Below are 24,348 nucleotides of genomic sequence, written 5' to 3'. Positions count from 1 at the left end.
GCTATGAAGGTATTCATGGTAGATGTCGCGAAATGCAGCGGGTGCTACAACTGTCAGATTGCGTGCAAAGACGAGCATAGCGGCAACGATTGGGCTCCTTACGCCGCGCCGCAGCCGAATTCCGGGCAGTTCTGGTGCGCGGTTAAGCAACGCGAACATGGTCAGGTTCCGAAGGTTCGCGTCGAATACTGGCCGGTGTTCGGGGGGCAGGATCCCGCCATCGCCGACTATGCGCCCGAGGTTTTGATGGAGCGCGAAGACGGGCTGCAGGTGATCATGCCCGAAAAGGCCAAGGGCCGTCGCGATATCGCGGAGCGCTTCGAGGGCGTGTACTACAACGAGAAGCTCGATGTTCCCCAGGCCTGCACGGGGTGCGCCCACTTGGTTGACGAGGGGAAACTTCCGCATTGCGTCGATCTGTGCGCAACGGGCGCCCTGCGGTTCGGCGATGCGGAGGAGTTCGCTTCCGAAATAGAGGCGGCGGAGACGCTGACGCCACCAAGCAAGGGGGCCCCGCGCGTTTTCTACCTCAACCGTCCGCATCTGTTCATAGCGGGTGATGTGTGGGACCCGAAGGACAACGAGATCATCGAGGGCGCGAAAGTCATGCTCACCATGCCGAACGGCGAGACGGTCGAAACGCTGACGGACGACTTCGGCGACTTCTACTTCCGCGGCATCGACGAAGGGACGTACGGCCTTGCCATCGAGGCGCGCGGCTTCGTGCCGGTTGAGCGAACCGCGATCGACGTGACGGAAAGCGTGAACCTGGGAGACTTCCCGCTCGAGCGCGCGTAAGAAGCCGAGACTGCGAGAAAAGGAGAGAGAAATGCCAACACTGCATTACAACGAATCCGCTTCGCCCGTGGTAACGACGTTGTCGGATGGAACGACGGTTCACCGCACGTGCTCTGCCGGCATCGGGTGCCACAACCTCGGGTGCGGCCTTAAAGTGCACGTTAAAGACGGCAAGCTCGTGAAGGTGGAAGGCGATGAGGAAAACCCCATCAGCAAGGGCCGTTTGTGCGTGCGCTGCCTGACGGCGAAGGAGTACTTCTACCACAAGGACCGTCTGCTCTACCCTATGAAGCGCGCCCGTGAAGACCGCGGTAAGGACAAGTGGGAGCGCGTGAGCTGGGACGAGGCGCTCGACACCATCATCTCGAAGTACAAGGAGACGGTCGAGAACTACGGCATCGGCGCGGTGAGCGTATGGTGCGGAACTGGCCGCGAGGCGAGCCAAATCCACTTCCAGATGGCCAACGACGTGTTCGGTACGGTGAACGCCGTGCACCCGAACAGCGGATGGTCGTGCATCGTCCCCCGAATGGCGGCGATGCTCTGGACCATGGGAAGTTCGTATATCGAGGCGGACAATTCTATCGGGTTCCCCGACCGCTACGACGACCCGCGTTGGGCGTGCCCGAAGTACATGCTCGTGTGGGGGCGTGACCCTCTGCGCTCGAACCCCGATGGCCTGTTCGGGCATTCCATCGTAGAGATGATGAAACTCGGGATGAAGCTCATCGTGTGCGATCCCCGCGTGAACTGGCTTGCCACGCGTGCGGAGGTTCATCTTCAGCTGCGCCCGGGCACCGACGGCGCGCTTGCCTTAGGCCTGCTCAACGTGGTGATCGAGGAAGATCTTTACGACCACGACTTCGTGGAGAAGTGGACCTACGGCTTCGACGAGCTTGCCGAGCGCGTGAAGGAATACCCGGTTGAGCGCGTTTCTGAGATCACCGAGGTCGACGCGGACGACATTCGCTCAGCGGCCCGCTGCATCGCTCAACGGCCCTCAACGCTCTCGATGGGGCTGGCTGTAGACCAGAACCCCAACACGCTGCAAATCGGGCACGCACTTCTTTCGCTTTTCGCCATCACGGGGAACATGGACATCCCCGGCGGCTGTTTCATGGGCCTGCCGCCGATCTTTGCGGGCATGGCGGAAAACGCGCCGACCGCCGAGGCGGAAGGCGAACCCGAAGGGCTTGCGAAGTTCGGCAACATCGGCGTCGAGCCACTCGGCCACGACCGGTACCCGGCCATGAGCGCCATCGTCAACACGACGCATCCCGACGCGACGCTCGATGTGCTAGAAACGAACGTGCCCTATAAAATCCGCTTCGCCTACGCGTTCGGGCACAATTCGATTTCCTGCATGGTTCCGCAGCCGAAGCGCTGGTACGAGGCCATGCGCAAGATCGATTTCGTCGCGTTCGCCGACCTGTTCATGACGCCGACCATCATGGGCGTCGCCGACGTCGTGCTCCCTGCGGCGACGTTCTTCGAGAAGAAGGGCTACGTTTCCAACAACAACGCGTCGCAGCCCGGGCAGATGGGCGCCATCATCCCCGCTCTCGAGCCCGTGGGCGAATGCCGCGCCGATTTGGAAATCATGCTCGAGCTGCATCGTCGCCTGTACCCGAACAGTAAGAAGCCCGGCTGGGCCGACCCCGAGGACTTCATCAACAGCCAGCTTTCCAAGATGCGCGACGTCGACGCCACGTACGCCGATTTGGAGCAGCACGTGATAGCCCAGTACGAAATCGAGTACAGGAAGTACGAGAAGGGGCTTTTGCGCTCCGACGGGCAGCCGGGTTTCAACACGCCGACCGGTCGCATCGAGCTGTATTCGACGGTGCTCGAGCGTTTGGGCGACGACCCGCTTCCGTATTACATAGAGCCGAAGTTCAGTGCGGTTTCCCGCCCCGATTTGGCCGAAGAGTATCCGCTTACCGTAACCACGGGTGCGCGCAGGTTCACGTCGTTTCATTCGGAGAATCGCCAGATCGAGACGCTGCGCGAGATCCATCAGTGGCCGACGGTACAGATTAACCCCCAAACCGCAGACGAGTACGGCATATGCGAGGGGTCGTGGGTATATGTGGAAAGCCCGCTCGGCAAGGTGAAGATGAGCGCGCATCTGACGCCCATCGTGAAGGAGTCCGTGGTGTCGTGCGATCACGGCTGGTGGCTTCCCGAATCCGACCCCGAGAACCTGTTCGATGTGTTCGACTACAACGTCAACCAGCTGATTCCCCACGAGGAAAACGGGCCGCTCGGCTTCGGCACGCATTACAAGAGCATGCCCTGCAAGATCTATCGAGCATAGGAGGAAAGACGATGAGCGAATTCGGATTGCTGATCGACAACCAATATTGCACGGGATGCCATTCGTGCGAGGTGGCGTGCAAGAATGAGCACGACCTGCCCCACGGCCAATGGGGAATCAAAGTGCTTGAACTGGGGCCATGGAAGCGCTCCGACGGAAAGCATTGGGAATACCGCTACATCCCCGTGCCGACGGCCGACTGCGATCTTTGCGCCGGGCGCGTCGGTGCGGGGAAGGACCCTTCCTGCGTGCATCATTGTCTGGCGAGCGCCATGGAATTCGGCCCGCTCGACGAGCTTGCCGCGAAGATGGCGCAGAAGGGGAAGATGGCCTCGATTTTCATCCCGTAACAACCAAAGGGATGCCTTCCGTAAGCGTGGGAAACTTACCTTTTTGCTTCTACACTTTGTAGAAGGGGATCGGGTTGCATAGGGCAAAGGCCTGCTTCGCATCTTTCGTAACCGAACTGTTTTTGCAAAGGCGCATGGCTGGGAAGCCGCCTTTGCAAAGGCCTTCGTCCCACGTTGGCGGTTGCGGACGGCGAAAGAGAAGGGGCCTTATGCCGAAAGGAGGTGATGGGCCGGTCGATGCAACCTGGATATCGTTTTTGCGATCCAATCACTTGAAAGGGGATTGAAATGTCTGAAAAGACGAAGATAAGTGCAGGTCAGATTGGCGTATTCGTAGCGCTTATGTGCATGTACTTCATCGGTCCTATGCACAGCGCCGTCAACGTTGCCTCGCAGGATTTGATGAACGTGTACGGCGTCGATGCGAGCGCCGTTTCGTATATGGTTTCCATCACCAACTTGCTCGAAATTCCGGCTGCGCTGGTGATCGGCCTCGTTGCGGGCCGCAAGCTCAGCTACCGCGTTTGCGCGCTGCTCGCCACCGCGCTCGTCGTCGTCGGCGGCGTGCCGACTATTCTGGGTTCCGCGCTTCCGTGGTGGGGCATCATGGCGACCCGCTGCATCCTCGGTCTTGGCCTTGGCTGCTTCATGCCGATCGTCATGGGCGTCATCTCGCTGATGTTTCAGAAGGAATCCGTCCGCGCCACCATGATGTCCATCGCAAGTGTCTGCTTCAACGTAGGCATGATCTTGCTCACCTCGCTTGCCGGCATTTTGGGCGCTATTTCGTGGAACCTGGCCTGGGGCATCTACCTCATCGCGCTCCTTCCGTTCGTGATGTGCATCTTCCTGCTCAACCCGAAGAACGTTCCCGCTGTTCCGCAGGAAGACGAGAAGGGCGAGAAGGTTAAGATTAAGCTCCCGGTTTCCGGCTGGGTTCTGCTCGTTTTGTTCCTCGGCACCATTATCATGAGCCAGTCGCTGTTCAACCTGGGCGGCGTTTCCATCGGCGCTGTGGTCGGCAACCCGGCCGTTATCGGCACCGTGTTCTCGCTGTTCTCCGTCGGTGCGATCGCATCCGCCGTGCTGTTCGGGCCTGCCTACAAGTTCTTGAGCGCCTACGCCATCCCGGTGTTCTGGATCATCGGCCTTGTCGGCTACGTCCTGTGGTTCGTTGCGCATGCGACGGGCAACGTGGTGCTGTTCTACGTGGCAATCATCCTGGCGGGTTTCGGCACGAACACCATGACCGTCGGCGTTCCGATGCTTCTGTCGACGTTCGTTGCCCCGGCCATCGTGGGCGCCGTCATGGGCTTCAGCTACGTGTTCCAGAACGGTGGTGGCTTCCTTGCCTCGCCAATCGACCAGGTTGTTCTCTCGATTGCGGGAACCGACGCCATCTTGAGCTCGGTGTGGATCTTCAACGTCGTGCTCGGCGTCATCCTTCTTCTGGGCATGTTCTGGGTTGCCAAGAAGGCCAACGCCGCGAAGAAGGCGGAAGTGGCCGAGAAGTAAGGCTCTCCTACATCCTATTCCCCTCCATGAAGCGGGCGGCTGCGATGTGCGGCCGCCCGCTTTTTTGCAACGGATCATGTTCGATGGCCGGGCGTCTTTATCGCCTCGGCGGCATCGGCCTCATCCTCTAAGCAGTTATGGCGTGTCCTTAGATTCTCGCCTGCAAATCTTCTGGCGTGGGCAAGTATTTTAGATACTCCTCGGGCAGCACGTCTCCCAGCTTGTACTCGCTGACTCCGATGGGCGCATTGATGTCTCTTAGCGAGTATTCTGCCACCACGTCGTTTTTTTCTTTGCAGAGCAGAAGCCCAATAGTCGGGTTGTCGTGCTCGCCGGCCAGCTCGCCGTCCACTGCAGCAACGTAGAAGCTGAGCTGCCCGGTGAACTCGGGCTTGAACTTATCGTTTTTAAGCTCGATGACCACGTAACAACGCAGTTTTGTGTTATAGAAGAGCAGGTCGATATAGAAGTCCTCTTTACCAACAACCAAGTGATACTGACGACCCATGAAAGCAAAGCCCGTGCCCAGCTCAAGCAACAGGTTGGTCACGTTGGCGACCATCTGTTCTTCGATGTCATGCTCCTTTTGCCCCTGTTTTGCGGTGATGAAGTCGAAGATGTAAGGGTCTTTGAGCGCCTGCTGGGCAAGCTCGCTGTCGGGCGCGGGTAGGGTGCGCGTGAAGTTGCTCACCTTGCCCGAAAGCACCTGCCGTTCATAGAGCTTGAGGTCGATTTGGTGGTCGAGCACAGCCAATGACCAACCGTTCTCAATAGCTTCTTTGCCGTACCAGTGGCGCTGCGCATCATCTTTGAGCTTGTCCATGAGCTTGACAGTGTGGGACCAGCTCAATTTTGCAGACACTGTCTGCAAAAACTCCTCGTTGCATTCGCGCGCGAACTTTGCCATATAGCGCAGATTGCGAGCTGAGAAGCCCTTGATTTGCGGAAACGCCACGCGTATGTCTTTGGACAGCGTGTCTATGACGCTGGCTCCCCAATCCTTTCGGCTGTTAAGCTCCGAGCCGATTCGCCAGTATAGGCAAATGAGCTCGCTATTCACCTTGCCCACAGCCCGTGCACGGGTTTGCGTTATCTCGGCTTTGATAGACTCAAGAAATGTGATGTATTCGTTCGTATCCATTAGCATGGCTATACCTCGATTTCTCTGGGCATGAGTTTTGGGCGGCAGGCGATTGCGCGCCTCGCGGGCAGCGCGATTTGGCCGGAAAGGCTTTCATTTCGTCAACAAAACCTTGTCGCGAATAGCTCGGGGCTTGTTTTGCCGAAGAACCGCGGCGTACACGGCAGACACTTGGTGTAGAGGAAGTTGTTGCCCACGTGCGGCATTAGGCCCATCGTGCCCGCTTCCCACAGTTCGTCTTCACTCTTTTTAATGTCGGCCATGCTAGCTGTCCTTTTCCGCAAGGTGCTCGATGAGGCTCATCTTCACGAGCGAGGTGAAGCTCACGCCCGAAAGCTCGGCGGCCTGCTTGGCTATATCACGCATGTTCTTGGGTATGCGAACCGTCACGGCCACGTTCTCGCCCCCGACTAGATAGGTTTTGAGCTCGCTTTTCGTAACGTTTCCATCGATGAGATCTGCGTACCTCACGGCGCCTTCTTACTTGCATAATGCAATACAATTATTGAATTGCATTTTAACAGATAGGTTGGCATGGAAATTGGAGGGGAAGGAAATGTAAGGCAAGAAGCGGGCGGCTGCGAACGTTCGGTCGCTCGTTTCGAGCCCTGGATCAACTGGAGGAATCTCTAGAGAAACAGCTGTTATTCAGGCGCAATGCGGTAATGTGCAACGGTTTTCCGTTCGTATGATTGCACCTAAGGGGAAAGCGCGCTCAGGCGTGTTTTCCCAGACGAGGAGCGTTATGCGAAAGGGGAGGGCATTATGGCGCAACTGCATTTCGATGAGTCTGCGGCACCGGTGCAAGTGAGCCTTGAAGACGGAACGAAGGTGTTTCGAACGAGCGCGTGGGCTCCTCCGGGGTGCCACGGCGTGGGCTGCGGTTTGAAGGTTTTCGTGAAAGATGGCAAGCTTATCAAGGTGGAAGGCGATCCCGACCAGCCGATCACGAAGGGCCGATTGTGCCCGAGGTGCATGGCGATCAAAGATTACGTCGAGCACCCCGATCGCCTGAAATATCCCATGAAACGCGCGCGTGAGTTCCGCGGACGCGCCGACAAATGGCAGCGCATTTCCTGGGACGAGGCGTACGGCATCATCATCGAGAAGTGGAAATCGATTCGCGAGCGCTTCGGAAAGAACTCGATCGGCGTGTTCGCGGGCACGGGGCGCGAGGCGAGCAGGTACCACTTCACTATGGCGCAGGACGTTTTCGGATCGAACACCGCCATTCAGTCGATTAGCGGATGGTCGTGCATCATTCCCCGCATGGCGGGCATGTCGTGGGTTATCGGCGCGCCGTATTTGGAAATAGACAACGCGATTGGTTTTCCCGAGCGCTACGATTCCGATAAATGGGAATGCCCGAAATACATTCTGAACTGGGGTCGCGACCCGCTGCGCTCGAACCCCGACGGGCTTTGGGGCCATTCGCTCATCGACATGATGAAGCGGGGGGCCAAGCTCATCAACGTCGACCCGCGGGTGAATTGGCTATCTACGAGGGCCGAATACTACTTGCAGCTGCGTCCTGGCACCGACGCCGCGTTGGCTCTCGGCATTTTGAACGAGGTGATCCAATCAGGCGAATACGACAAGGAATTCGTCGAACGCTGGACGTACGGCTTCGATGAGCTGGCGGCTCGTGCAACGGAATACCCGGCAGAACGTGTCGCGGGGATCTGCGAGGTCGACGCGAAGCTTATCAAGGCCGTGGCCCGATGCCTGATCGAGCGTCCCTCGACGCTTTCCATGGGGCTTGCCGTCGATCAGAACCCGAACAGCATTCAAATCGCCCATGCGCTTTTGGCCATCTTCGCCATCACCGGCAACATCGATGTTCCAGGTGGAGTGTTTTTGGGACAGCCGCTGCTGATGTTCCAGGCGCTTCAGGGCGAATCGTCCGTTGAAGAGGAACCCGGCGAACCCGAAATCGGCATTGGGCACGACGTGTATCCGGCGCTTCCTGCCGTTGCGAATACGCCGCACCCCGACATCGTCTTGGAGTGCCTTGAAACGGGTCGCCCGCAACGCATCGAGTTCGCCTACATTCTGAACACGAACCCGCTGGCCTGCATGCCCGCACAGCCTCAACGCTGGTACGAGGCGCTGCGGAAAATCGAATTCATCGCGTGCGCCGACATCTTCATGACGCCAACTATGGCCGCTCTCGCCGATGTGGTGCTGCCGGTGTGCACTTCGCTCGAGCGCGACGGAATCGTCACCAACAATCAGGCTTCCATGCATGGTCAGCTCGGTGCGATGGTGAATGCGATCGACCGGATCGGCGACACGAAAAGCGACCTTGAAATAGCCATCGACTTGCATAAACGAATCCACCCCGAATGCACTGAGGAAAAATGGCGCGATGTGGAGTCGTTCCTGACGAGCGATCTTAAGCCCGTGCGCGACTGCGACATCACGTTCCCCGAGCTCAAAGAGCGCGTATTCGGCCAGTACGAGCTTGAATACAAGAAGTACGAGAAGGGCCTTTTGCGCGATGACGGCCAGCCCGGTTTCAGGACCCCGACCGGCCGCATCGAGCTGTACTGCTCCATGCTCGTTTCCGTCGGTGAAGATCCGCTTCCCTATTACCTCGAGCCGCCGCTGGGCCACATTGCGCGCCCCGAATTCGCGAAGGACTACCCGCTCACGATGACGTCGGGCGCCCGTAGGTTCACGTCGTTTCATTCCGAGCATCGCCAGATCGAGCGGTTGCGCGAAATCCATCCGTGGCCGACGGTGCAGATCAACCCCGCAACAGCTGAGAAGCTGGGAATCGCTCAGGGGGCATGGGTGTACATCGAAACGCCATGGGGCAAGGTTAAGGAAGTGGCCGATTTAACGCCTATCGTCAAAGAGGACGTCGTGTCCTGCGATCATGGCTGGTGGTATCCGGAGCGGAAGGAAGAGGACCTGTTCGATATTTGGGAGACGAGCTTCAACCAGCTGATGCCGCATCGGGTTGTGGGAAAGACGGGCTTCGGTGCTCCTTACAAGTGCCTGCCCTGCAAAGTCTATCGTGCGGAATAGTCGGCTAAGGGGGATATTATCATGGGCGAACAGAATTACGGGATCCTGATCGACAACGAGTATTGCACGGGCTGCCATACATGCGAGCTCGCTTGCAAAAACGAGCATGACCTCCCCAAGGGGCAATGGGGCGTGAAGTTGCTGGAAATGGGGCCTTGGCAACTTGAGGACGGATACCATTGGGAGTACCGATTCGTTCCGGTCCTCACGCAGACGTGCGATCTGTGCGCGGAACGGGTGAGCAAGGGGGGAATTCCCAACTGCGTGCAGCATTGCCCTGCCAACGTTATGGAGTACGGCACGCTTGACGAGCTTGCGATCAAGATGCGGGAAAAAGGCAAGATGGCGTCGGTGTTCATTCCTTAAACGAAGGCGTTGGCGCATCGATTGGTGTAATGCCGGCGGAACAATGCAACCATTGAAAGCGGGCGGGCTTTATGGCTTGCCCGCTTTCATTCTCTGTACGGGACTGGAAAACTTACTTTTTTAATCATACCTTCGGCTCATTTCGCTAGAGGAATCTCCAGTTGCGCTAAGGGGCGATTGCCGATGAATGCCGAAAGAACGGAATACGAGCCGTTTTCCTTTACGCTTGAAATGTTGATAGACTACCTTCGGGAAAACGGTTTCGCCGTGCTAAGGCGACCTGACAAACTGGCGCTGTTCGCGGATGCGCTTTTCGCAGGGAGCATTCATGTAGGCGATATGGGCGACATCCTTTCCTGCACACAGAAAAAGGCCCTGGTCGTTTGCGAGGATTGCGCGGGCAAATCGCTTGAGAAGGCGCGCGCGGCGCTTTCGATGGGCGCTCCGGTGGTGGTTTTCGCTGCATCGCGCGAGAGTTCCCAATGGCGAGAGGAAGACCTCGGCGAACCGTTGTGCATCGTGTCGGGTTCTCGGGAAAAGGCTGGAAGGCTTAAGGAATGCGTGTTGAGGTTTCTTCTCGATAAGCGATTGCTCGTCAGCCGTTTGCGGATTGCGAGCGGGGAGAGAGGATCGTTTCAGGCGCTTATGGACGAGGCGGAGCGGCGTTTCGGCTGCTTCATGAACATAACCGATGCCCACTACCGTCTTCTGGCGTATACCAAGCACCATATGCCCGAAGACGAGATCAACCGATCGCTCATCTCCATGGGCTACCATAGTGAAGAACATTTGCGCAGGCAGCACATGACGGGCTACCTGTTGGACAGCGTCGCCAATCAAACCGGCGTGAGGGTGTGGGCGCCGAGCGAGGCCTTTCCCTACCATCTTGTAACCGGCGTGATGAGGACTTCGCAGCAGTATGCGGGACATGTGCTCATGGCATACCTGGATAAGCCTTCGCAGGGCACTGTCGACGAGTTCGACATCTTCTTGCTGTTTTGCGAGCGCTTGGCAAGGCGGCAGGTCGCGTCGCCGACCTTCAAAGATTCGCCGCAGCGCGCATTCGTAAGCAAGCTGGCAGTGACGCGCGGGCTCGATGGGGCATACGTCCGCGAGCGCGCCGAGTTGCTCGGCTTGCCTTCCGCTGGTGTGTTCGTGCTGGTGAGAATTGCTTCCAAGGGCGCGTTCGGCGAACAAGCCGGGCATATGGCGGAAGATCTTGACGGCAGGTTTCCCCTAGGGCATGTGACCTTCGTTCGGGAAGGGCATGCGAACGCGCTTCTATGGGCTAACACGGTTCGCGAGCTTTGGGAAGCGGTCGTTTCAGCTAGCAAGACGGAATACGGATCGACCCGCGCTGCCCTGCATCTCTCCGATCCGTTTTACCGCCTGACGGGGCTTTACTACGCTGCGCAGGAGGTCGATGCGATTGAGCGTTACCAGGGCGAGATCGCGCTGACGTTGCGGGCGGCCTCATCGGATGCGAGCCGCGTATTCGAGAAGGGCCGAACGCTCATCATCTCGTTTCGGGATGCGTTCGCCTTTTTCTGGCGCGACGCGCGCGCTGACGAGGGGTTCGCGAGCTTCGTCCTTTCCCATCTTCTCGTCACGGCGATCGCCAAAGGCGGCGCGAAGGAATCTCAAGCGCGCCCATCGTCGGGAATGGACGATCTGGCGCTTCTGTTCGTTTATCTTGCGAACGAGCGCAAGGCCACGAAAGTCGGGCAGATGTGCGGGCTTCACCGAAACGGGGTGCTCTATCGCATCGAGAAGATGGAAAAGCGCTACGGGCTTGACTTGAACGATCCGCTGACGCGTGATTACCTGCGTGCGAGCACGAACGCGAAGCTTGTTTCATCGTGCGATTTCAAGAACGTTTTCGAGGAGTCGCTTCGCCGCCTTCTGGGTGAGGAAACGTAAGCGGGCCTGAAGGCGCGCCGGTAATCGCGCAAGGCACAAGGGATTCTGGTATCCATTATGCGAAACGAGGCGCTTCCGATAAGGGGAAGCGCCTCGTTTTCTGTGGAGGGAAGAACAGGGGGGATGGCGAGCGGGCCTTTACGGGAGGAAGATCACGGCCTTCGATCCCTTTTCATCGAGTTTTTTGGAAAGCTCTTCAACAGGACCCCATTCGATGACGTTCGCGAGGCAGTGGAGGGCGCAAGTGGGGATACCGCCCTTCTCAACGCGCTCTTCGCACATGTCGCAGAAGCTTGTAGGGAAGGGGAGGTAGTTCCATTCAATCTTGCCCTTCTCCATTTCGAAGGGACCGAATTCAGTGACCTTGATTCCCCATTTATCCATGGGATAGCCGTGCTCGTTTTTGCAAGCGAGTTCGCAGCTTTGGCATCCGCTGCAGTATTCGTAATCGATAAGCAATCCGTTGTTTGCCATGACTGCCTCCTATCCTAGAGAACGCATTCTTCGTTGGGCGTTTTGAACACTTTGACGGGAACCTGCTTGTAGGGGGCACCGAATCCCATCTTGCCCAGCACGCGATGCGGGATGAGGCTGTTCACGTTGGACTTCCAAACGCCGAACAGATGCGGTTCTTCGGCGTCTTCCTCGGGGAACCACCAGCCGTGCGCCGCCGCCACGACGTCGCGGCGGACGATCGGGGTGAGCTTGGCGATTTCGTGCGCTACGCCCCAGGGGTTCTCGATGGTGACTTCGTCGCCGTCCTTGATGCCGAGCTCCGCCGCGGTATCGGGGTGGATTTCCAGATACGGGTCGGGCGTCAGCTGACGGAGGCTGGGAATCTGGCGATGCTCCGAGTGGAACGACGCGAAGTATCTGGCGCCCGTCGTGCACATGAGCGGGTATTCCTTGGCAAGGTCGGGGCGCGCCTCTGCGCCGAGCTTCGGCGGGAAGTAGTACGGCAGCGGATCGTCGTCGAGGGCCTGGTATCCGGTCGACCACAGCTCGATGCGGCCGGTGGCCGTTTGGAAACCAGGCTGGCCGTCGGCGCGGATAAGCCCGCGCTCGGCTTTGTGGTAGCCGCCGATGTCGTTGGTCGCGACGACCTTCTCGGAAAGCTCTTCCCAGGTGGTGTCCATTTTCCCGACGTCGTCGGTCAGGTATTCCTCAACCGTCTTGAACGGGTATTCCTCATGGAAGGCCTTCTCGTAGAAGGCATTGCCGAAGTGGATGAGCATTTCGAGGTCGGACTTGCATTCGCCCACCTGAAGGCCCTTGTTGATGGCGCCTGCGATGCCCATTTGGCATCCTTGGTTGGTCATGACGATGCCGTCGTGCTCGGCCCAGGTTGCCAGGGGAAGCACCACGTCGGCGAGCGCCATGACAGTCGGGGTCATGAACATTTCCTTCGCCACGACGAACTCCATCTTCATAAGGGCGTCGTGCCAGCGCTTGGGTTGCGCCGAGCAGGTGGGGGACAGAAGGTTCGTTGAGTCGAACCAGGCCATCTTCAGCTCGTAGGGACGGCCCGTCTCCAGGCACTCGAGCGTGATGTCGGGGTGCGTGGTGTTCAAAAGGACTTTGACGATGGGGTAGGTGTCCCAGCCGATGCACTTGTTCTTCAGCTCGTCGCTCATGAAGTCGGTGGCGCCGGTCATCTCGAACTGCATCTGCACGCCCACGACGGTGCCGCCTGGCACGTCGAGGTTGCCCGTGATGGCCGCCATCGCGATGAGGCACTGCGTGACCTGGCACCCGTTGGGGTTCTGGTCAACGGCAACGCCCATGAGCAGGCTCCAGTGGTGCACGCCGTCGTAGCCAAGCTTGCGAGCTGCGGTGACGATCTCCTCTTCGGTAAGGCCGCATTCCTTCGCCGCGAACGCGGGGGTGTATTCCTGCACGCGCTCCTTCAGCTCGTCGAAGCCGTAGCACCACTTCTCGACGTAATCGTGGTCGATGAGGTCCTCGTTGATGAGCACGTTCAAGATGGCCAGGCAAAGCGCGGCGTCGGTGCCGGGGATGAGTTGGAGCACCTGGTCGGCGCGGCTGGCAAGCCAGTTCACGCGGGGGTCGACCATGATGAGCTTCGAACCGCGCTTCATAAGCTCGATGAGCGCATGGCCCCACAATCCGTCGGGGTTCGACTTCAACGGCTCTTTGCCCAGGCAGAACACGTAATCGGGACGCGTCCAGTCGGGGTCGTCCCAGGCCTCGATTGACCCGCCGTTGTAGTCGAGCTCGATGTAGGCGCTGCCGAGCATCATGGTCATTGCGGTTTGGCGCGGGCCCATGCACGACCAGCCAGACTGAGCGTAGCAGTTGTTCGGCGTGCGAAGCACCTTGGAAGACAGCGTGAAGCCGTAGCGGACGGCCTCACGGCCGGTTCCCATGTACACGCAGATGGATTCCGAGCCGTATTTCGCGCGGATTTCCTCGGTCTTGTTGACGATGAGCTCGGTTGCCTCATCCCAGCTGATTCGCTCCCATTTGTCCAGCCCGCGGTCTTTCGGGTCGCGCTTCATGGGGTACAGAAGGCGGTCGGGGTGGTACACCGCTTCCTTCAGCGCGAGGCAACGGGGGCAAAGGCGCCCGCGCGTGAGCTGATGGTCGGGGTCGCCTTCGACCTTGACGAGCTCGCCGTCTTTGACGAACAGGCGGATGCCGCATCCAACGGCGTGGCATCCCGGGGGAGACCACGCGCAGGTGCGAATAATCTCGGTGCCGTCGTCGAGGACCGTCTTTTTCGGGGCAGGATGCTCTTTGAAATGGAAGGCCATCCTTCTCTCCTTTCCAATCGCATTGCGTGCAATTCGGTGCGCGCAACTCGTCTTCATGCTTTCTGGTCGTTGAAGGAGATGGGGTTGTTTCAGGGAATCTTTTCAGGACGCTTTGCAGCATATCGGCCAACAAGTAAGTTTTGCAGCCGTTTGAGATGACGAGATTTCGGTTGTATGCGCCGTTAGCCAAGAAATCCCCCCCGCTTACCAACTTACTTTTTCCTGCCCATACTTACTTCACGCATTGGCGACGCGCCTCGTTGAGCGGTCGCATGCAGGGGAAACGAATCTTCATCAGGGTAAAAGCGGTAATCGTACCGGAAAAACCCAAGAGGGGGCCTGAAGCTTTGAAGCTGAAAGGCGCCCGCTTCGGGGCACGAGGGAAAGCTTGCATGAAAGCTTTGGAGAGGAGTGAGGTATGACGAAACGCATTGACATGGAAGTCGAGCAGGGCGGCACCAACGAGGTGCGCCCGGACTTTTTCCGCGAGCCGCCGGTTAAATACACGGGCGGAGATCTGCCGTGGCAATGGGAAGAGGACGGCGTGATCTGCACCCGCACGGGCGCATGGGCTGCTCCCGGCTGCCACGACGGCTGCGGCGTCATCGTTTACACCGATAAGGAAACGGGGAAGTTCATTAAGGTCGAAGGCGACGAGGAGAGCCCGTACTACCAGGGCCGCCTCTGCGCTCGCTGCATCGCTTTGAAGGAGGCGGTGTACCACCCCGGCCGTGTTCTGTACCCCATGAAGCGCGACCCGAAGGACCGCGGCAAGGCGGACAAGTGGGAGCGCATCACGTGGGACGAAGCCTACGCGATGATCAAGGAAAAGTTCGACACTATCAAGCGGGAATCGGGCGCGAAGGCCGTCGTGTTCCATCTGGGCACGGGCCGCGGCACCGCTCCCTACATGACGCGTCTTCAATACGCATTCGGTTCGGTGCAGTACGCCTACATGCTTTCCGGCAACAGCTGCTACGTTCCCCGCGTCGCTGCGTGCAACGTGCTCATGGGAACCTACACCGTGCCCGACTGCTCGCAGAACCACTACGACCGCTACGAGCATGACGGCTGGGTTCCCCCGAAGAACATCTTCGTGTGGGGCAACAACCCGCTCGTCTCAAACGCCGACGGCAACCTGGGGCACTGGGTGGTCGACTGCATGAAGCGTGGCAGCAAGCTGGTCGTCATCGATCCCAAGCTCACTTGGCTCGCCGCGAAGGCCGACCTTTGGCTTCAGGTTCGCTGCGGCACCGACGCGGCGCTCGCGCTGGCCATGGGCAAATACATCATCGAAAACGACCTGTACGACCACGAGTTCGTCGACTGCTGGTGCTACGGCTTCGACGAATATTACGAGGCGACGAAGGAATGGACGCTCGAAAAGGCATCCGAAGTTACGTGGATTCCCGAAGAGAAGATTGCCCGAGCTGCGGAAATGATGGCTGAAAAGCCCTCCGCGGTGCAGTGGGGTCTCGCGCTCGACATGACGATGGAATGCCTTGCTGGCTCGGCGGCAGTGGTCGATCTGTGGTCCATCACCGGGCAGATCGACATCCCGGGCGGCATGGTGACGGTTCACCAGCCTTTCAACATCCAGACGTGGAATCCGCCCGACCCAGCCGAATGCCTGACCCCCGAAGAACAGGCGCAGCGCATCGGCGGCGAGGATTTCCCCGCGCTTAAGTACTCTGGCGTCGTTTTGACCCAGGCGGACATGACGGTTGACCAGATGCTCTCCAACCGCCCGTACAAGATTCGCGCCAACTGGATTCAGTCGACTAACCCGCTTTCCTGCACGGCTCAGGAGCCCAACACGCGCATGGAGCGCGCGTACTGCAACGCCGAGTTCAACGTGTACGTCGACCCGTTCATGACCCCGACGGCGCAGGCGTGTTGCGATGTGTTCCTTCCGGTGTGCATGTACCCCGAGCGCAACGGCATCCGTTCCATCTACTACCACGTGCAAACCACGAACAAGGCCTGCAAGGCGCTCGGCGAGAGCAAATCCGACATGGAAATCTGCTGGGAACTGGGTCGTCAGTGGAACGACACGCTGTGGCCGGGCGAAACGCTCGAGGAGTTCTTCACCTTCACGATGAAGGAGACGGGCATGACGTTCGAAGAGGCCCGCGAGGAGAACTGGATCTACCCCGAGTACCACTATCAGAAGTTCCGCACGGGCGAGCAACGTCCCGACGGCAATGTTGGCTTCAACACGCCGACTGGTCGCGTCGAGCTGTACTCCACCCTGTTCGGGCAGTGGGGCCAAAAGCCCGTTCCGCACTATGCCGAGCCGCCGTACAGTCCCAACCAGGTTCCTGAGCGCTTCGACAAGGAAGAGTACCTGGAGAAGTACCCGCTCATCATGACGACGGGTGCGCGCCAGTGGGCCTCGTTCCATTCCGAGCACAGGCAGATTCCGCACCTTCGCGCGCTGCACCCGAACCCTGAGTTCGAAATCGCGCCCGAAACGGCGGAAAAGTACGGCATCAAGCATGGCGATTGGTGCTGGATCGAGAACCACCTCGGCCGCGTCCAGCTGAAGGCGAACGTATCGCCGGTGCTCGACCCGTCCACCATCTCGCTCGACCACGCGTGGTGGTTCCCCGAGCGCGACCCCGAGGACAACGGCAACGGCTGCTTCGACACCTACATCTCGAACGCGAACGTTGTCATCGAGGCAGGCTGCGGCGAGAGCGGATTCGGCAACAACTGCAAGTCTCATATGTGCCGCGTGTATAAGTGCGAGCCCGAGGAAATCATCGGCGACACCGATATGCAGATGATCTCCGAGCGCTTCGCGATGAATGAGGAGCTGGTGTAAATGGCAAACGAAGTTGCATACGGCCTTTTGATCAACTACGAATTCTGCACCGGATGCCATTCGTGCGAGGTTTCCTGCCAGATGGAGCATGATTACCCCGTCGATCGCTGGGGAATCAAATTGCAGAAAATCGGTCCCTGGCAAATCGAGGGCGATAAATACCAGTATGATTTTGTACCGGTGCCGACCGACCAGTGCGATTTGTGCGCCGAGCGCGTGGGGAAGGGGAAAAAGCCCCTCTGCGTGAAACATTGCCAGAGCCTGGTTATGGAATACGGCTCGGTTACCGAGCTTGTCGCCAACGCCGATGGGAAGACGAAATATACGATCTTCGTTCCTAAAGCGGGCACGGTGAAATAGCCTTCGAATCGTTTTGGGGGATGCTGGGCGTCCTTCGATGGGCACCCGGCATCACCGCCTTTTCGAATGTGCCGATTTAGGATACTTTCGAAAGAATAGAAAGAGGAGGGGATTCCTCATGGAGAGTGCGGCGAAGCGCCAGCAGGGCGCAACGTTCGGGGTATATGCGGTTATCCTTGCGGTTTACTTTGTCATTCCCGATATGGGTTATATCGCGCCGAGCCTTTCCGCGATCGCCGAGCAGTACGGCGTGGATGCGGGGTCGGCGTCGTATCTGTCGACCATCGTCTCGCTGACGCAGATTGTATCGGCGCTCATATGCGGGCTTATCGCCGGGAAGTTAGTCAGCCGCAAGCTGCTGCTTTCTATCGCGGTGACGGGCATGGCCGTCTTCGGCGTGATGCCGGTGTTCTTCTCGCCTGCCGCCGTGCCGTTTTGGGTTCTGATGGTCGACCGCGCCGTCTTCGGTTTGTTCCTGGGCTTTTTGCAGCCGATCATCTTCGCGTTCGTCGCGAACGTGTTCAGCGACGAGAACAAGCGCGCTAACGGTTACGGCATCGGCAACGTTGCGTTCAACGTCGGCGCGGTGTTCGCCTCTTCTGTTGGCGGCATTTGCGTGGGCATCGGTTGGAACACCGCATTTTGGCTGTATGCGATAGGCCTCGTGGTTTTGGTTTTCGTCATCGTCTTCTACAAGGAACCCCTTGTGAAGATGGACGACGAGTCCAAGTCCGAAAAGGCGCGCATCACGCCTTTGGCCTGGTTCTACACGTCGATCATCTTCGTCGCGATGGTTTTGGACTACCCGTTTTTCACGGTGTTCATCAGCGCGCTCATCGACCACGGCGTGTGCGACGGTGTTATGGGCGGGCAGCTTCTGTCGCTGTTCACGCTGGTAGGCATCGTCGTCGCGGCCATCTTCGGCCTGCTGTTCAAGAACCTTCGCATGAAGACGCTGCCCGTGGCGTGCCTTCTGTGCGCTATCGGCCTTGCGGTGATCTTCCTGGGCATCGCCGTTACGAAGTCTTTGCCGGTGGTAGTGGTGGGCGTGTGCATCATCGCGTTCGGGCATATGGCGATCACCGCCGGCGTACCGCATTACGTGAGCATAACGTGCACCCCTGCCGTTGCGTCGGCCGCGCTCGCGTACACCGCCATGGCGATGAACCTGGGCGGGTTCGTGTCGAGCCCGTATGTGCAGCTGGTCACGTCGATTGAAGGGTCGGGAGACTACGCTGTGGTGTTTTTGGTGTCGGCCGTCCTTATGCTGGTCTTCGCCTTCGTGGTGAACACGGTTGTCGGCAAGAAGCGAGGTGGCAAGGATGTGGAAGTACGGTAGCACTGCGACGGTGCGCTATCGCGGGACGCTGCAGGACGGCACCGTGTTCGACAGCACCGAGGGCATAGATCCGCTCGAGTTTCAAATCGGGTCGGGCATGGTCATCCACGGTTTCGACGAAGCCGTTCAGAGCATGGCGATCGGCGAGAAGCGAACGGTGACGATCGCTCCCGAGAACGCCTACGGCGCCTACAGCGACGTGCGCATCGAGCACAGTCCCATGTACGCCATTCCCAGTGCGAAGGACATCAAGGTCGGCAAGCTGTTCTACTTCGTGACCGAAGAGGGGCTGAAATTCCCCGCGCGCGTGACCTCGATCGACGAGGGCATGGCGACGATCGACTTCAACCATCCCTTGGCGGGCATGGAGCTGACCTTCGACATCGAGCTGCTTGACGTGAAGGATTAGCGCGCCGGGCGCTCTCGCGCTGCGCGCCCCGAGGGCTCGTGCTGCGGGTCTGATGTGCCCGGCTGGATGCCCGGGCGTTAGGCGCAGGATGACGAAAGCCGTGTTTGCGGGAAATTCCGCGAGCGCGGCTTTCGCGCCGAGGGGGCAAGCGAGCGATATGGTGCGATTGAAGCAACGTCGTAGAGAGGAGCGAGCCTTATGTCATCCGGTGCGACGAGCAGGAGCGAGTGATTTTTCGCGTGGGCGTCCGTTGCCCCTATAAGATAATTGGAGAAGATTTTTCCTGGCAGCCAGCAAGGGACCATCGGCCTTGCGTTTCTTCGGCATCGATCCATGCGACAGCGGGGTTGTCTCGAACTGCCGCGAGTTTTGATTCGATATCCGCGCTCGAGCCCGACGGGCATGGACGCGGAAAGAGGAGCACCCTCGTAATGGGGCTGTCATTTTTCACCGCATCCGTCAAGTTTCCAAATGTCAGCAAGCTCGAACGTGGGAACAAGGGGCGCTTCCAAATCGTCAGGTTGCTTGATGGCGGCAGGGGAGCCTTTCAGGTCGACTGACATATCGAGTCCAAGGGCGGCGAGGATCTTAAGGTAGTTCTCGAGCCCGAAATTCCTGCTTTCTCCTTGCTCAAGGGCATATATCGTTCTTGTTCCGATACCGGTTTTGGAGGAAAGCTCGGCGTGCGCGACTCTCGATTCGCCCGCATTCACTTCACGGTGCCATCCCCCTGGCTTCCCCCGCTTGCGGCTTTCCGCCCGCCTCGGCGAGGGATCTCCTCTCCGGGAATGTCGCCCTCGCCCGGCGATTGGCGGCCCTGTTCGTCGAGCCGCGCCTCTTGCAGCAGGTCATGGGCGGCTTCCGGGCTTTTGAAGCGGATGCTGCAGTCGTCTTTCCTGGGAAACGCGAGCAGGGGAAGCGTCCCGTACCAGACGGTTTCCTCGTCGAAAACCGCCAGCCCCGCATGGGCTGTCGAGGCGGCAGCATGCACCGTTGCCCCCATCTTCTCGAGCACACCGGCAATCTCCGGGGCGGGGTTTCCCGCGAGCGTGCACGAAACGCGCAGGCCCCTTGCGATAGCGTCCGACAGCGACGCCCCCAAAAGCTCGATGGTCTTTCGGGACGCACGCGGCGCAACGATCGCGACCGAAGAAGACGCTGCGCGGATGTCCTCGGCGAGCATTCGCACGGCGTCGCCGGCCGTGACGAATTCCGCGCGCTCTTCTTCGCGTCCCGGTTGCGCCAGCTCGACTTCATATCCGAGCTTCGCGTACGTCTTCAGTCTCTTTTTGTACATGCGCTCCAACATGGGGACGCTCGAATCAACGTAATCCCAGATGGCGACCTGGCTCTTCCCCTCGTGGGTCCGATGCAGGCGCCCCGCTTGCTGGGTCACGTTGCCGTCCCACGATATGGGCGTCGTCAGGAACAGCGCGTCGAGCTTCGAGAAGTCGAAGCCCTCGCCAAGGTAGCCCTCCGTCGCGACGATGATGGAAGGCCCTTCCGCCTCTTCGCGGGTTGCCTCCGCAATCAGCTTGCGCCGCGCGGCGGCGGTCCCTTCCCCGATCAAAAGGTGGACGGTACGGCCTTCGCCCGAGATGAGGCGCGCCAGTCTGCGCGCGTGCTCTTTGCGCTTCGTGAGCACGAGAGGGGTGCCGCCGCGCCTCGCCACCTCCACGACATCGGTCGCGATGAGCCGGTTTCGCGCCTCGTTGGCGCACAGCTTGTCGAGAATCTGGTTGTACGACGCCCCGTCGCCGCAACCCGGCACCCGAACCCTCGTGAACACGGGGCGCAGGATGCGCTTGAAGCCCTGCTGCGCCGCCTGCTCCTTCGGGTCGATGGTGCACCGGATCGGGCCGCAGAGCATGTAGAGCGCGCAATCGAGCCCATCGGAGCGCTTCGGCGTCGCCGACAGGCCGAAGATGCGCCGCGCGGGCGTCGCCTTCAGGATCATCTCGAGGTGCGAAGCCGCGGCGTGGTGGCACTCATCGCAGATCACCAGGCCGTAGCTCTTCACAATTCCCTTCGCGCGCGGCTCGCCCGTGTCGGGGTCCTTCTCGATGAGGGCTTGGGACGTGGCGATGTCGATTATCCCCGATATCTTTTTCTTGCCAGCGTCGATTTGCCCTACGACGAGGCGCTTTCGCTTGCTCGGCTTTCCGGAAAGGGTCAGAAGCGGTCCGTCCGGGTGCTCGACGCTAAGGAACTCGGACAGCTTTTCGGCCCATTGGGAAACGAGCGCGCAGCGCGGCACGATGACGAGCGTCGGCAGCCGAAGGCGCGAGATGAGGTACGCCCCGATCACGGTTTTGCCGAACCCGGTGGGCGCCGATAGGATTCCGTCGTCGTGTTCGAGCATCCGCTCGGCGGCCTTTTCCTGTTCCGGCCGAAGCAGTCCTTTGAACTGGGCGGATATGGCGGGACCCGCGTGCCTTTCGTCGTGCAGTCGAAAGCTTGCGCCGGCGTCGCTTAGAATCTTCAGGAGCCTGCGCTTGCAGCCGCGCGGAAGAGCGATGAACCCTTCGCGCTCCTCGCCGAGGCATATCACGCGCTGCTTCCCGTAAACCGACTGGTGCATAGCTTGCGCGCGGAAGAAATCGGGGTTCGCGAACGCCGCGGCCCGCTTGACCGCGTTCGCGGCTTCGGCGGAAAGGGCCGACTCGGGAACGTAGATCATGTCGGACTCGACGATGTCGAGGAACCCCGTGAAGCTCTCGCGAAAGCGGCTTCTCGGCGCGCCCCTTCCAAGGGACACCGTGCTCGTCCTGGAGGCTCCCGAGAGGCGCTCCCGCATGCGAGTCGACGACCGCGCGGGCCGCTTCCTCGCTCAATTTGCCGGCCTTCGACAGGAAGAGCCATTGGTCGGGGTGGGGGCGAAGCTGCTCGTCGACGAAGACGCTGTTGCCGCGGTGCTGCGCCCGACCCTGGAAGGGCGCAGCGATCAGGTTCCCGAACCCTCCTTCGGGAATGGTCGTTTGAGCGGGGAACATGCGGTCGTAAGCATCGAATCCGACCGATTTCGCATGCGCCATCGCCTCCGAGATGAGCGCGCTGCCGAAGTCGCGCGCGAGCTTCGCGCTTACGGGACTCTCGAAGAAGAACCAGATGTGGCAGCCGTTGCCCGAGCGCGACTGCTCTACGCTCGCCTGCAGGCCATGCGACTTCGCTGCCTCTCTGACGGCGCGCGCGGCGTCTTGCCACTCGCCCTCGTCGAAGTCCATGACGAGAAGCGACGTGGTCGAGTCCTCGTTGAGCACGTAAAGGCCGAAAACGTCGCGGAACCGGTCGTCCAGGCCCTTGAAATGGCTGATGATCGCGGAGTCCGTCAAGGGCGCGAACGCCTGCTTCTCGCAAAGGGAGCACTTCGTATGCGCGTTCTCGACGCGAGGGCACACCCCGCGCTTCCATTCGTTTTCGCAGGCGGGGACGTAGCCGATGCCGTCGTCTTTCCTGCGGAATCCGTGTGCATGGACGTCGGGCCTTCCTTTGAAGAGCGACCTGAACAGCGCAATCTTCTCGTGCGCCGGGCTTTGCGATGTGACGAGGCCGCGCGACCTCGCGGTTTCGTTGACCGCGGAGGCGGCTTCGAGCCAGAGCTGCTGTTTGACGTAGCGCTCCTCGGCTTCGGCGGCGTTGTCGCTTGCGCGCCTGCAAACGATTGCGGCGTCGCGGCCGGTCGTCGGGACAGGCTCGATCGCCTTGATCGAGACATAGAGCTCGTTGTTGAAAAACGCGTACTTCGGGAACGGCTGCTTCATGGCCTTGCCTTCCGTTTTGCCTGGTCGTTGGCTTTGGGCGAAGGCGTTGTCGGGGGAATGATACCACGGGGCGCGCCTCGGCGGTGCTGCGCAGGCGAACGCGGCGTGGCACGACAAGCTCGACTTCGCCGATACGGGCGAAGCCGACGAACCTGCGCGCGAGGTAGTTCGAGTTTTTTCAGCTTGCGGCGTTTTTCAAATAACGGCGTTTGCGGGGATAATTCCCATCGAAATACTAGGTTGAAGGCACGTGCGCCGAAGCCTAGGCTTGGAGTCGAACCAAAGGCGTGGGACATCGGGTGTCTCGTCCCGCTTTTTCTGTCTCGCTTCGATTAGCGGGACAGCCGAATCAACGGGTTGTGGCAAACGCGCCGCAACGGCAAATGGAAAGGATCCTCATGAACGTGTTTATTCCCGATGGCCGCATCGACCAGTTCATTTTGGAGGACATGCCCTACATCGACCTCACAACCGAGATTCTCGGCATCGGGGACGTGCCAGGGGAAATCGAGTACTTCACGCGCGAAGACTGCGTGCTTGCCGGCGTGGAGGAGGCAGCTCGCGTGCTCGGGAAGACGGGCGCGCGCGTCGTGTGGTCGCGTCGCTCGGGGGAGCGCCTCGCTGCGGGGGAGCCGTTCCTTCGCGCGGAGGGCGCGGCGGCGGCGCTACATATGGCGTGGAAGGTGTCGCTCAACCTGTGCGACCACCTGTCGGGCGTGGCGACTAAGACGCGCGCAATCGTGGACGCAGCGCACAGCGGAAACCCCGCATGCGAGGTGCTCACCACGCGTAAGAGCATGCCAGGGGTAAAAGATCTGCTCACAAAGGCGGTCACTTGCGGCGGTGCCTTCCCGCACCGTTTGGGCGCGTCCGAGACCGTGCTCGTGTTCGACCACCACATCACCTTCATGGGCGGCTTCGAGGCGTTCTTGGAAGCGCTTCCCGCCCTTCGTTGCCGCTGCGTGGAGAAGAAGCTGTTCGTGGAGGCAGGGCCCGAAGAGGCGCGCCGCCTCGCGGAAGCGGGCGTCGATGGCATCCAGCTCGACAAGCTGCCGGTGGACGATTTGGCCGCGCTTGTGCCCGAGCTGCGTGCGATCGACCCGCATCTCACGCTCATCGCGGCGGGAGGCATCAACCTGCAAAACGCCGCGGCGTACGCGGCTTGCGGCGTCGACGGCCTGGCCACCACAGCGCCCTTCACCGCCAAGCCCATCGACATGAGCGTCCGCATGAAGCGAGCAGAATAGTCGCACGCAAAGCGGGACAGGGGCCCAAGCGAGACAAATCACCCAATCCCGCCCTTTCCCCGCCTTCCCTTCATGGCAACGCGCGGGGGCGTGTAGCACGCATTTCCCCATAAAATGCAAGTGCTTTCCAAAGTGCGGGGCAAATCTTGGGGCAAGCGGCCGAAAAATGCCGAAAGTACGTTACACTGGTT

General features: G+C 59.8%; 19 protein-coding genes. 12 read left to right on the top strand and 7 right to left on the bottom strand.

Annotation, left to right across the window (positions count from 1 at the left end; genetic code table 11):
- Positions 1-3: 3 nt before the first annotated feature.
- From Q0G18_RS01165 to Q0G18_RS01150, 4 genes are all read left to right on the top strand, one after another.
- Positions 4-798 carry a carboxypeptidase regulatory-like domain-containing protein gene (locus tag Q0G18_RS01165; RefSeq protein WP_297148738.1) on the top strand — a complete coding sequence of 265 codons (795 nt, stop codon included), beginning with the start codon at positions 4-6 and terminating at the stop codon, positions 796-798.
- Between the two features lie 31 nt (positions 799-829).
- Complete coding sequence (locus Q0G18_RS01160; RefSeq protein WP_297148736.1) at positions 830-3,115, top strand: molybdopterin-dependent oxidoreductase; 2,286 nt, start codon at positions 830-832, stop codon at positions 3,113-3,115.
- A gap of 11 nt (positions 3,116-3,126) precedes the next feature.
- On the top strand, positions 3,127-3,465 hold the full coding sequence (locus Q0G18_RS01155; protein ID WP_297148734.1) for an oxidoreductase: 339 nt from the start codon (positions 3,127-3,129) through the stop codon (positions 3,463-3,465).
- A gap of 288 nt (positions 3,466-3,753) precedes the next feature.
- Positions 3,754-4,980: an MFS transporter gene (locus tag Q0G18_RS01150; protein WP_297148733.1), complete on the top strand. Its 1,227-nt coding sequence runs from the start codon at positions 3,754-3,756 to the stop codon at positions 4,978-4,980.
- 148 nt (positions 4,981-5,128) lie between these two features.
- On the opposite strand, the gene Q0G18_RS01145 is transcribed toward Q0G18_RS01150, so the two are convergent.
- The 3 genes from Q0G18_RS01145 to Q0G18_RS01135 form a co-directional block, all read right to left on the bottom strand.
- The gene (locus Q0G18_RS01145; protein WP_297148731.1) at positions 5,129-6,121 is read right to left on the bottom strand and encodes a PDDEXK nuclease domain-containing protein; all 993 of its coding nucleotides are present in this window, start codon (positions 6,119-6,121) and stop codon (positions 5,129-5,131) included.
- 101 nt (positions 6,122-6,222) lie between these two features.
- Complete coding sequence (locus Q0G18_RS01140; RefSeq protein WP_297148728.1) at positions 6,223-6,384, bottom strand: hypothetical protein; 162 nt, start codon at positions 6,382-6,384, stop codon at positions 6,223-6,225.
- Position 6,385: 1 nt separating this feature from the next.
- On the bottom strand, positions 6,386-6,592 hold the full coding sequence (locus Q0G18_RS01135) for a hypothetical protein (RefSeq protein WP_297148727.1): 207 nt from the start codon (positions 6,590-6,592) through the stop codon (positions 6,386-6,388).
- 294 nt (positions 6,593-6,886) lie between these two features.
- On the opposite strand from Q0G18_RS01135, the gene Q0G18_RS01130 reads away from it, so the two are divergent.
- From Q0G18_RS01130 to Q0G18_RS01120, 3 genes are all read left to right on the top strand, one after another.
- The gene (locus Q0G18_RS01130) at positions 6,887-9,154 is read left to right on the top strand and encodes a molybdopterin-dependent oxidoreductase (RefSeq protein WP_297148726.1); all 2,268 of its coding nucleotides are present in this window, start codon (positions 6,887-6,889) and stop codon (positions 9,152-9,154) included.
- 21 nt (positions 9,155-9,175) lie between these two features.
- Positions 9,176-9,520 (top strand): 4Fe-4S dicluster domain-containing protein, encoded by a 345-nt coding sequence (locus tag Q0G18_RS01125; RefSeq protein ID WP_297148725.1) that lies wholly within the window; start codon positions 9,176-9,178, stop codon positions 9,518-9,520.
- A gap of 183 nt (positions 9,521-9,703) precedes the next feature.
- Positions 9,704-11,440 carry a helix-turn-helix domain-containing protein gene (locus Q0G18_RS01120; RefSeq protein ID WP_297148724.1) on the top strand — a complete coding sequence of 579 codons (1,737 nt, stop codon included), beginning with the start codon at positions 9,704-9,706 and terminating at the stop codon, positions 11,438-11,440.
- Positions 11,441-11,578: 138 nt separating this feature from the next.
- On the opposite strand, the gene Q0G18_RS01115 is transcribed toward Q0G18_RS01120, so the two are convergent.
- On the bottom strand, positions 11,579-11,914 hold the full coding sequence (locus Q0G18_RS01115; RefSeq protein ID WP_297148722.1) for an oxidoreductase: 336 nt from the start codon (positions 11,912-11,914) through the stop codon (positions 11,579-11,581).
- Between the two features lie 14 nt (positions 11,915-11,928).
- A complete protein-coding gene (locus Q0G18_RS01110; protein ID WP_297148720.1) occupies positions 11,929-14,214 on the bottom strand; it encodes a molybdopterin-dependent oxidoreductase in 2,286 nt (761 codons plus the stop codon).
- A 418-nt stretch (positions 14,215-14,632) separates the two neighbouring features.
- Between Q0G18_RS01110 and Q0G18_RS01105 the strand changes: the two genes are divergently transcribed.
- From Q0G18_RS01105 to Q0G18_RS01090, 4 genes are all read left to right on the top strand, one after another.
- Entirely contained in the window at positions 14,633-17,041 is a 2,409-nt protein-coding gene (locus Q0G18_RS01105; RefSeq protein ID WP_297148718.1) for a molybdopterin-dependent oxidoreductase, read from the top strand.
- Complete coding sequence (locus Q0G18_RS01100) at positions 17,042-17,401, top strand: oxidoreductase (RefSeq protein ID WP_297148716.1); 360 nt, start codon at positions 17,042-17,044, stop codon at positions 17,399-17,401. It abuts the gene before it with no gap.
- A gap of 118 nt (positions 17,402-17,519) precedes the next feature.
- Complete coding sequence (locus Q0G18_RS01095; RefSeq protein ID WP_297148714.1) at positions 17,520-18,740, top strand: MFS transporter; 1,221 nt, start codon at positions 17,520-17,522, stop codon at positions 18,738-18,740.
- Entirely contained in the window at positions 18,724-19,149 is a 426-nt protein-coding gene (locus Q0G18_RS01090; protein WP_297148711.1) for a peptidylprolyl isomerase, read from the top strand. Before Q0G18_RS01095 ends, Q0G18_RS01090 begins: the two co-directional genes overlap by 17 nt.
- 77 nt (positions 19,150-19,226) lie before the next feature.
- On the opposite strand, the gene Q0G18_RS01085 is transcribed toward Q0G18_RS01090, so the two are convergent.
- Both Q0G18_RS01085 and Q0G18_RS01080 read right to left on the bottom strand, forming a co-directional pair.
- Complete coding sequence (locus tag Q0G18_RS01085) at positions 19,227-19,454, bottom strand: HipA domain-containing protein (RefSeq protein ID WP_297148780.1); 228 nt, start codon at positions 19,452-19,454, stop codon at positions 19,227-19,229.
- 404 nt (positions 19,455-19,858) lie between these two features.
- Positions 19,859-21,511 carry a DEAD/DEAH box helicase family protein gene (locus tag Q0G18_RS01080; protein WP_297148709.1) on the bottom strand — a complete coding sequence of 551 codons (1,653 nt, stop codon included), beginning with the start codon at positions 21,509-21,511 and terminating at the stop codon, positions 19,859-19,861.
- Between the two features lie 1,797 nt (positions 21,512-23,308).
- Here Q0G18_RS01080 and modD point away from each other — a divergent pair.
- Positions 23,309-24,157, top strand: coding sequence for a ModD protein (gene modD / locus Q0G18_RS01075; protein WP_297148706.1), 849 nt, complete (start codon positions 23,309-23,311; stop codon positions 24,155-24,157).
- The last annotated feature ends 191 nt before the right edge of the window (positions 24,158-24,348 follow it).

The sequence above is a fragment of the uncultured Ellagibacter sp. genome (assembly GCF_934636505.1).
Taxonomy (GTDB): domain Bacteria; phylum Actinomycetota; class Coriobacteriia; order Coriobacteriales; family Eggerthellaceae; genus Ellagibacter.
Note: the sequence above shows the minus strand (reverse complement) of the source record. Positions and strands in the feature narration are given on the sequence as shown.

Coding starts and splice junctions, on each gene's coding strand:
- Q0G18_RS01165 (WP_297148738.1), top strand. CDS start 4: ATGAAGGTATTCATGGTAGATGTCGCGAAATGCAGCGGGTGCTACAAC.
- Q0G18_RS01160 (WP_297148736.1), top strand. CDS start 830: ATGCCAACACTGCATTACAACGAATCCGCTTCGCCCGTGGTAACGACG.
- Q0G18_RS01155 (WP_297148734.1), top strand. CDS start 3,127: ATGAGCGAATTCGGATTGCTGATCGACAACCAATATTGCACGGGATGC.
- Q0G18_RS01150 (WP_297148733.1), top strand. CDS start 3,754: ATGTCTGAAAAGACGAAGATAAGTGCAGGTCAGATTGGCGTATTCGTA.
- Q0G18_RS01145 (WP_297148731.1), bottom strand. CDS start 6,121: ATGGATACGAACGAATACATCACATTTCTTGAGTCTATCAAAGCCGAG.
- Q0G18_RS01140 (WP_297148728.1), bottom strand. CDS start 6,384: ATGGCCGACATTAAAAAGAGTGAAGACGAACTGTGGGAAGCGGGCACG.
- Q0G18_RS01130 (WP_297148726.1), top strand. CDS start 6,887: ATGGCGCAACTGCATTTCGATGAGTCTGCGGCACCGGTGCAAGTGAGC.
- Q0G18_RS01125 (WP_297148725.1), top strand. CDS start 9,176: ATGGGCGAACAGAATTACGGGATCCTGATCGACAACGAGTATTGCACG.
- Q0G18_RS01120 (WP_297148724.1), top strand. CDS start 9,704: ATGAATGCCGAAAGAACGGAATACGAGCCGTTTTCCTTTACGCTTGAA.
- Q0G18_RS01115 (WP_297148722.1), bottom strand. CDS start 11,914: ATGGCAAACAACGGATTGCTTATCGATTACGAATACTGCAGCGGATGC.
- Q0G18_RS01110 (WP_297148720.1), bottom strand. CDS start 14,214: ATGGCCTTCCATTTCAAAGAGCATCCTGCCCCGAAAAAGACGGTCCTC.
- Q0G18_RS01105 (WP_297148718.1), top strand. CDS start 14,633: ATGACGAAACGCATTGACATGGAAGTCGAGCAGGGCGGCACCAACGAG.
- Q0G18_RS01100 (WP_297148716.1), top strand. CDS start 17,042: ATGGCAAACGAAGTTGCATACGGCCTTTTGATCAACTACGAATTCTGC.
- Q0G18_RS01095 (WP_297148714.1), top strand. CDS start 17,520: ATGGAGAGTGCGGCGAAGCGCCAGCAGGGCGCAACGTTCGGGGTATAT.
- Q0G18_RS01090 (WP_297148711.1), top strand. CDS start 18,724: ATGTGGAAGTACGGTAGCACTGCGACGGTGCGCTATCGCGGGACGCTG.
- Q0G18_RS01085 (WP_297148780.1), bottom strand. CDS start 19,454: ATGGTCCCTTGCTGGCTGCCAGGAAAAATCTTCTCCAATTATCTTATA.
- Q0G18_RS01080 (WP_297148709.1), bottom strand. CDS start 21,511: ATGCTCGAACACGACGACGGAATCCTATCGGCGCCCACCGGGTTCGGC.
- modD (WP_297148706.1), top strand. CDS start 23,309: ATGAACGTGTTTATTCCCGATGGCCGCATCGACCAGTTCATTTTGGAG.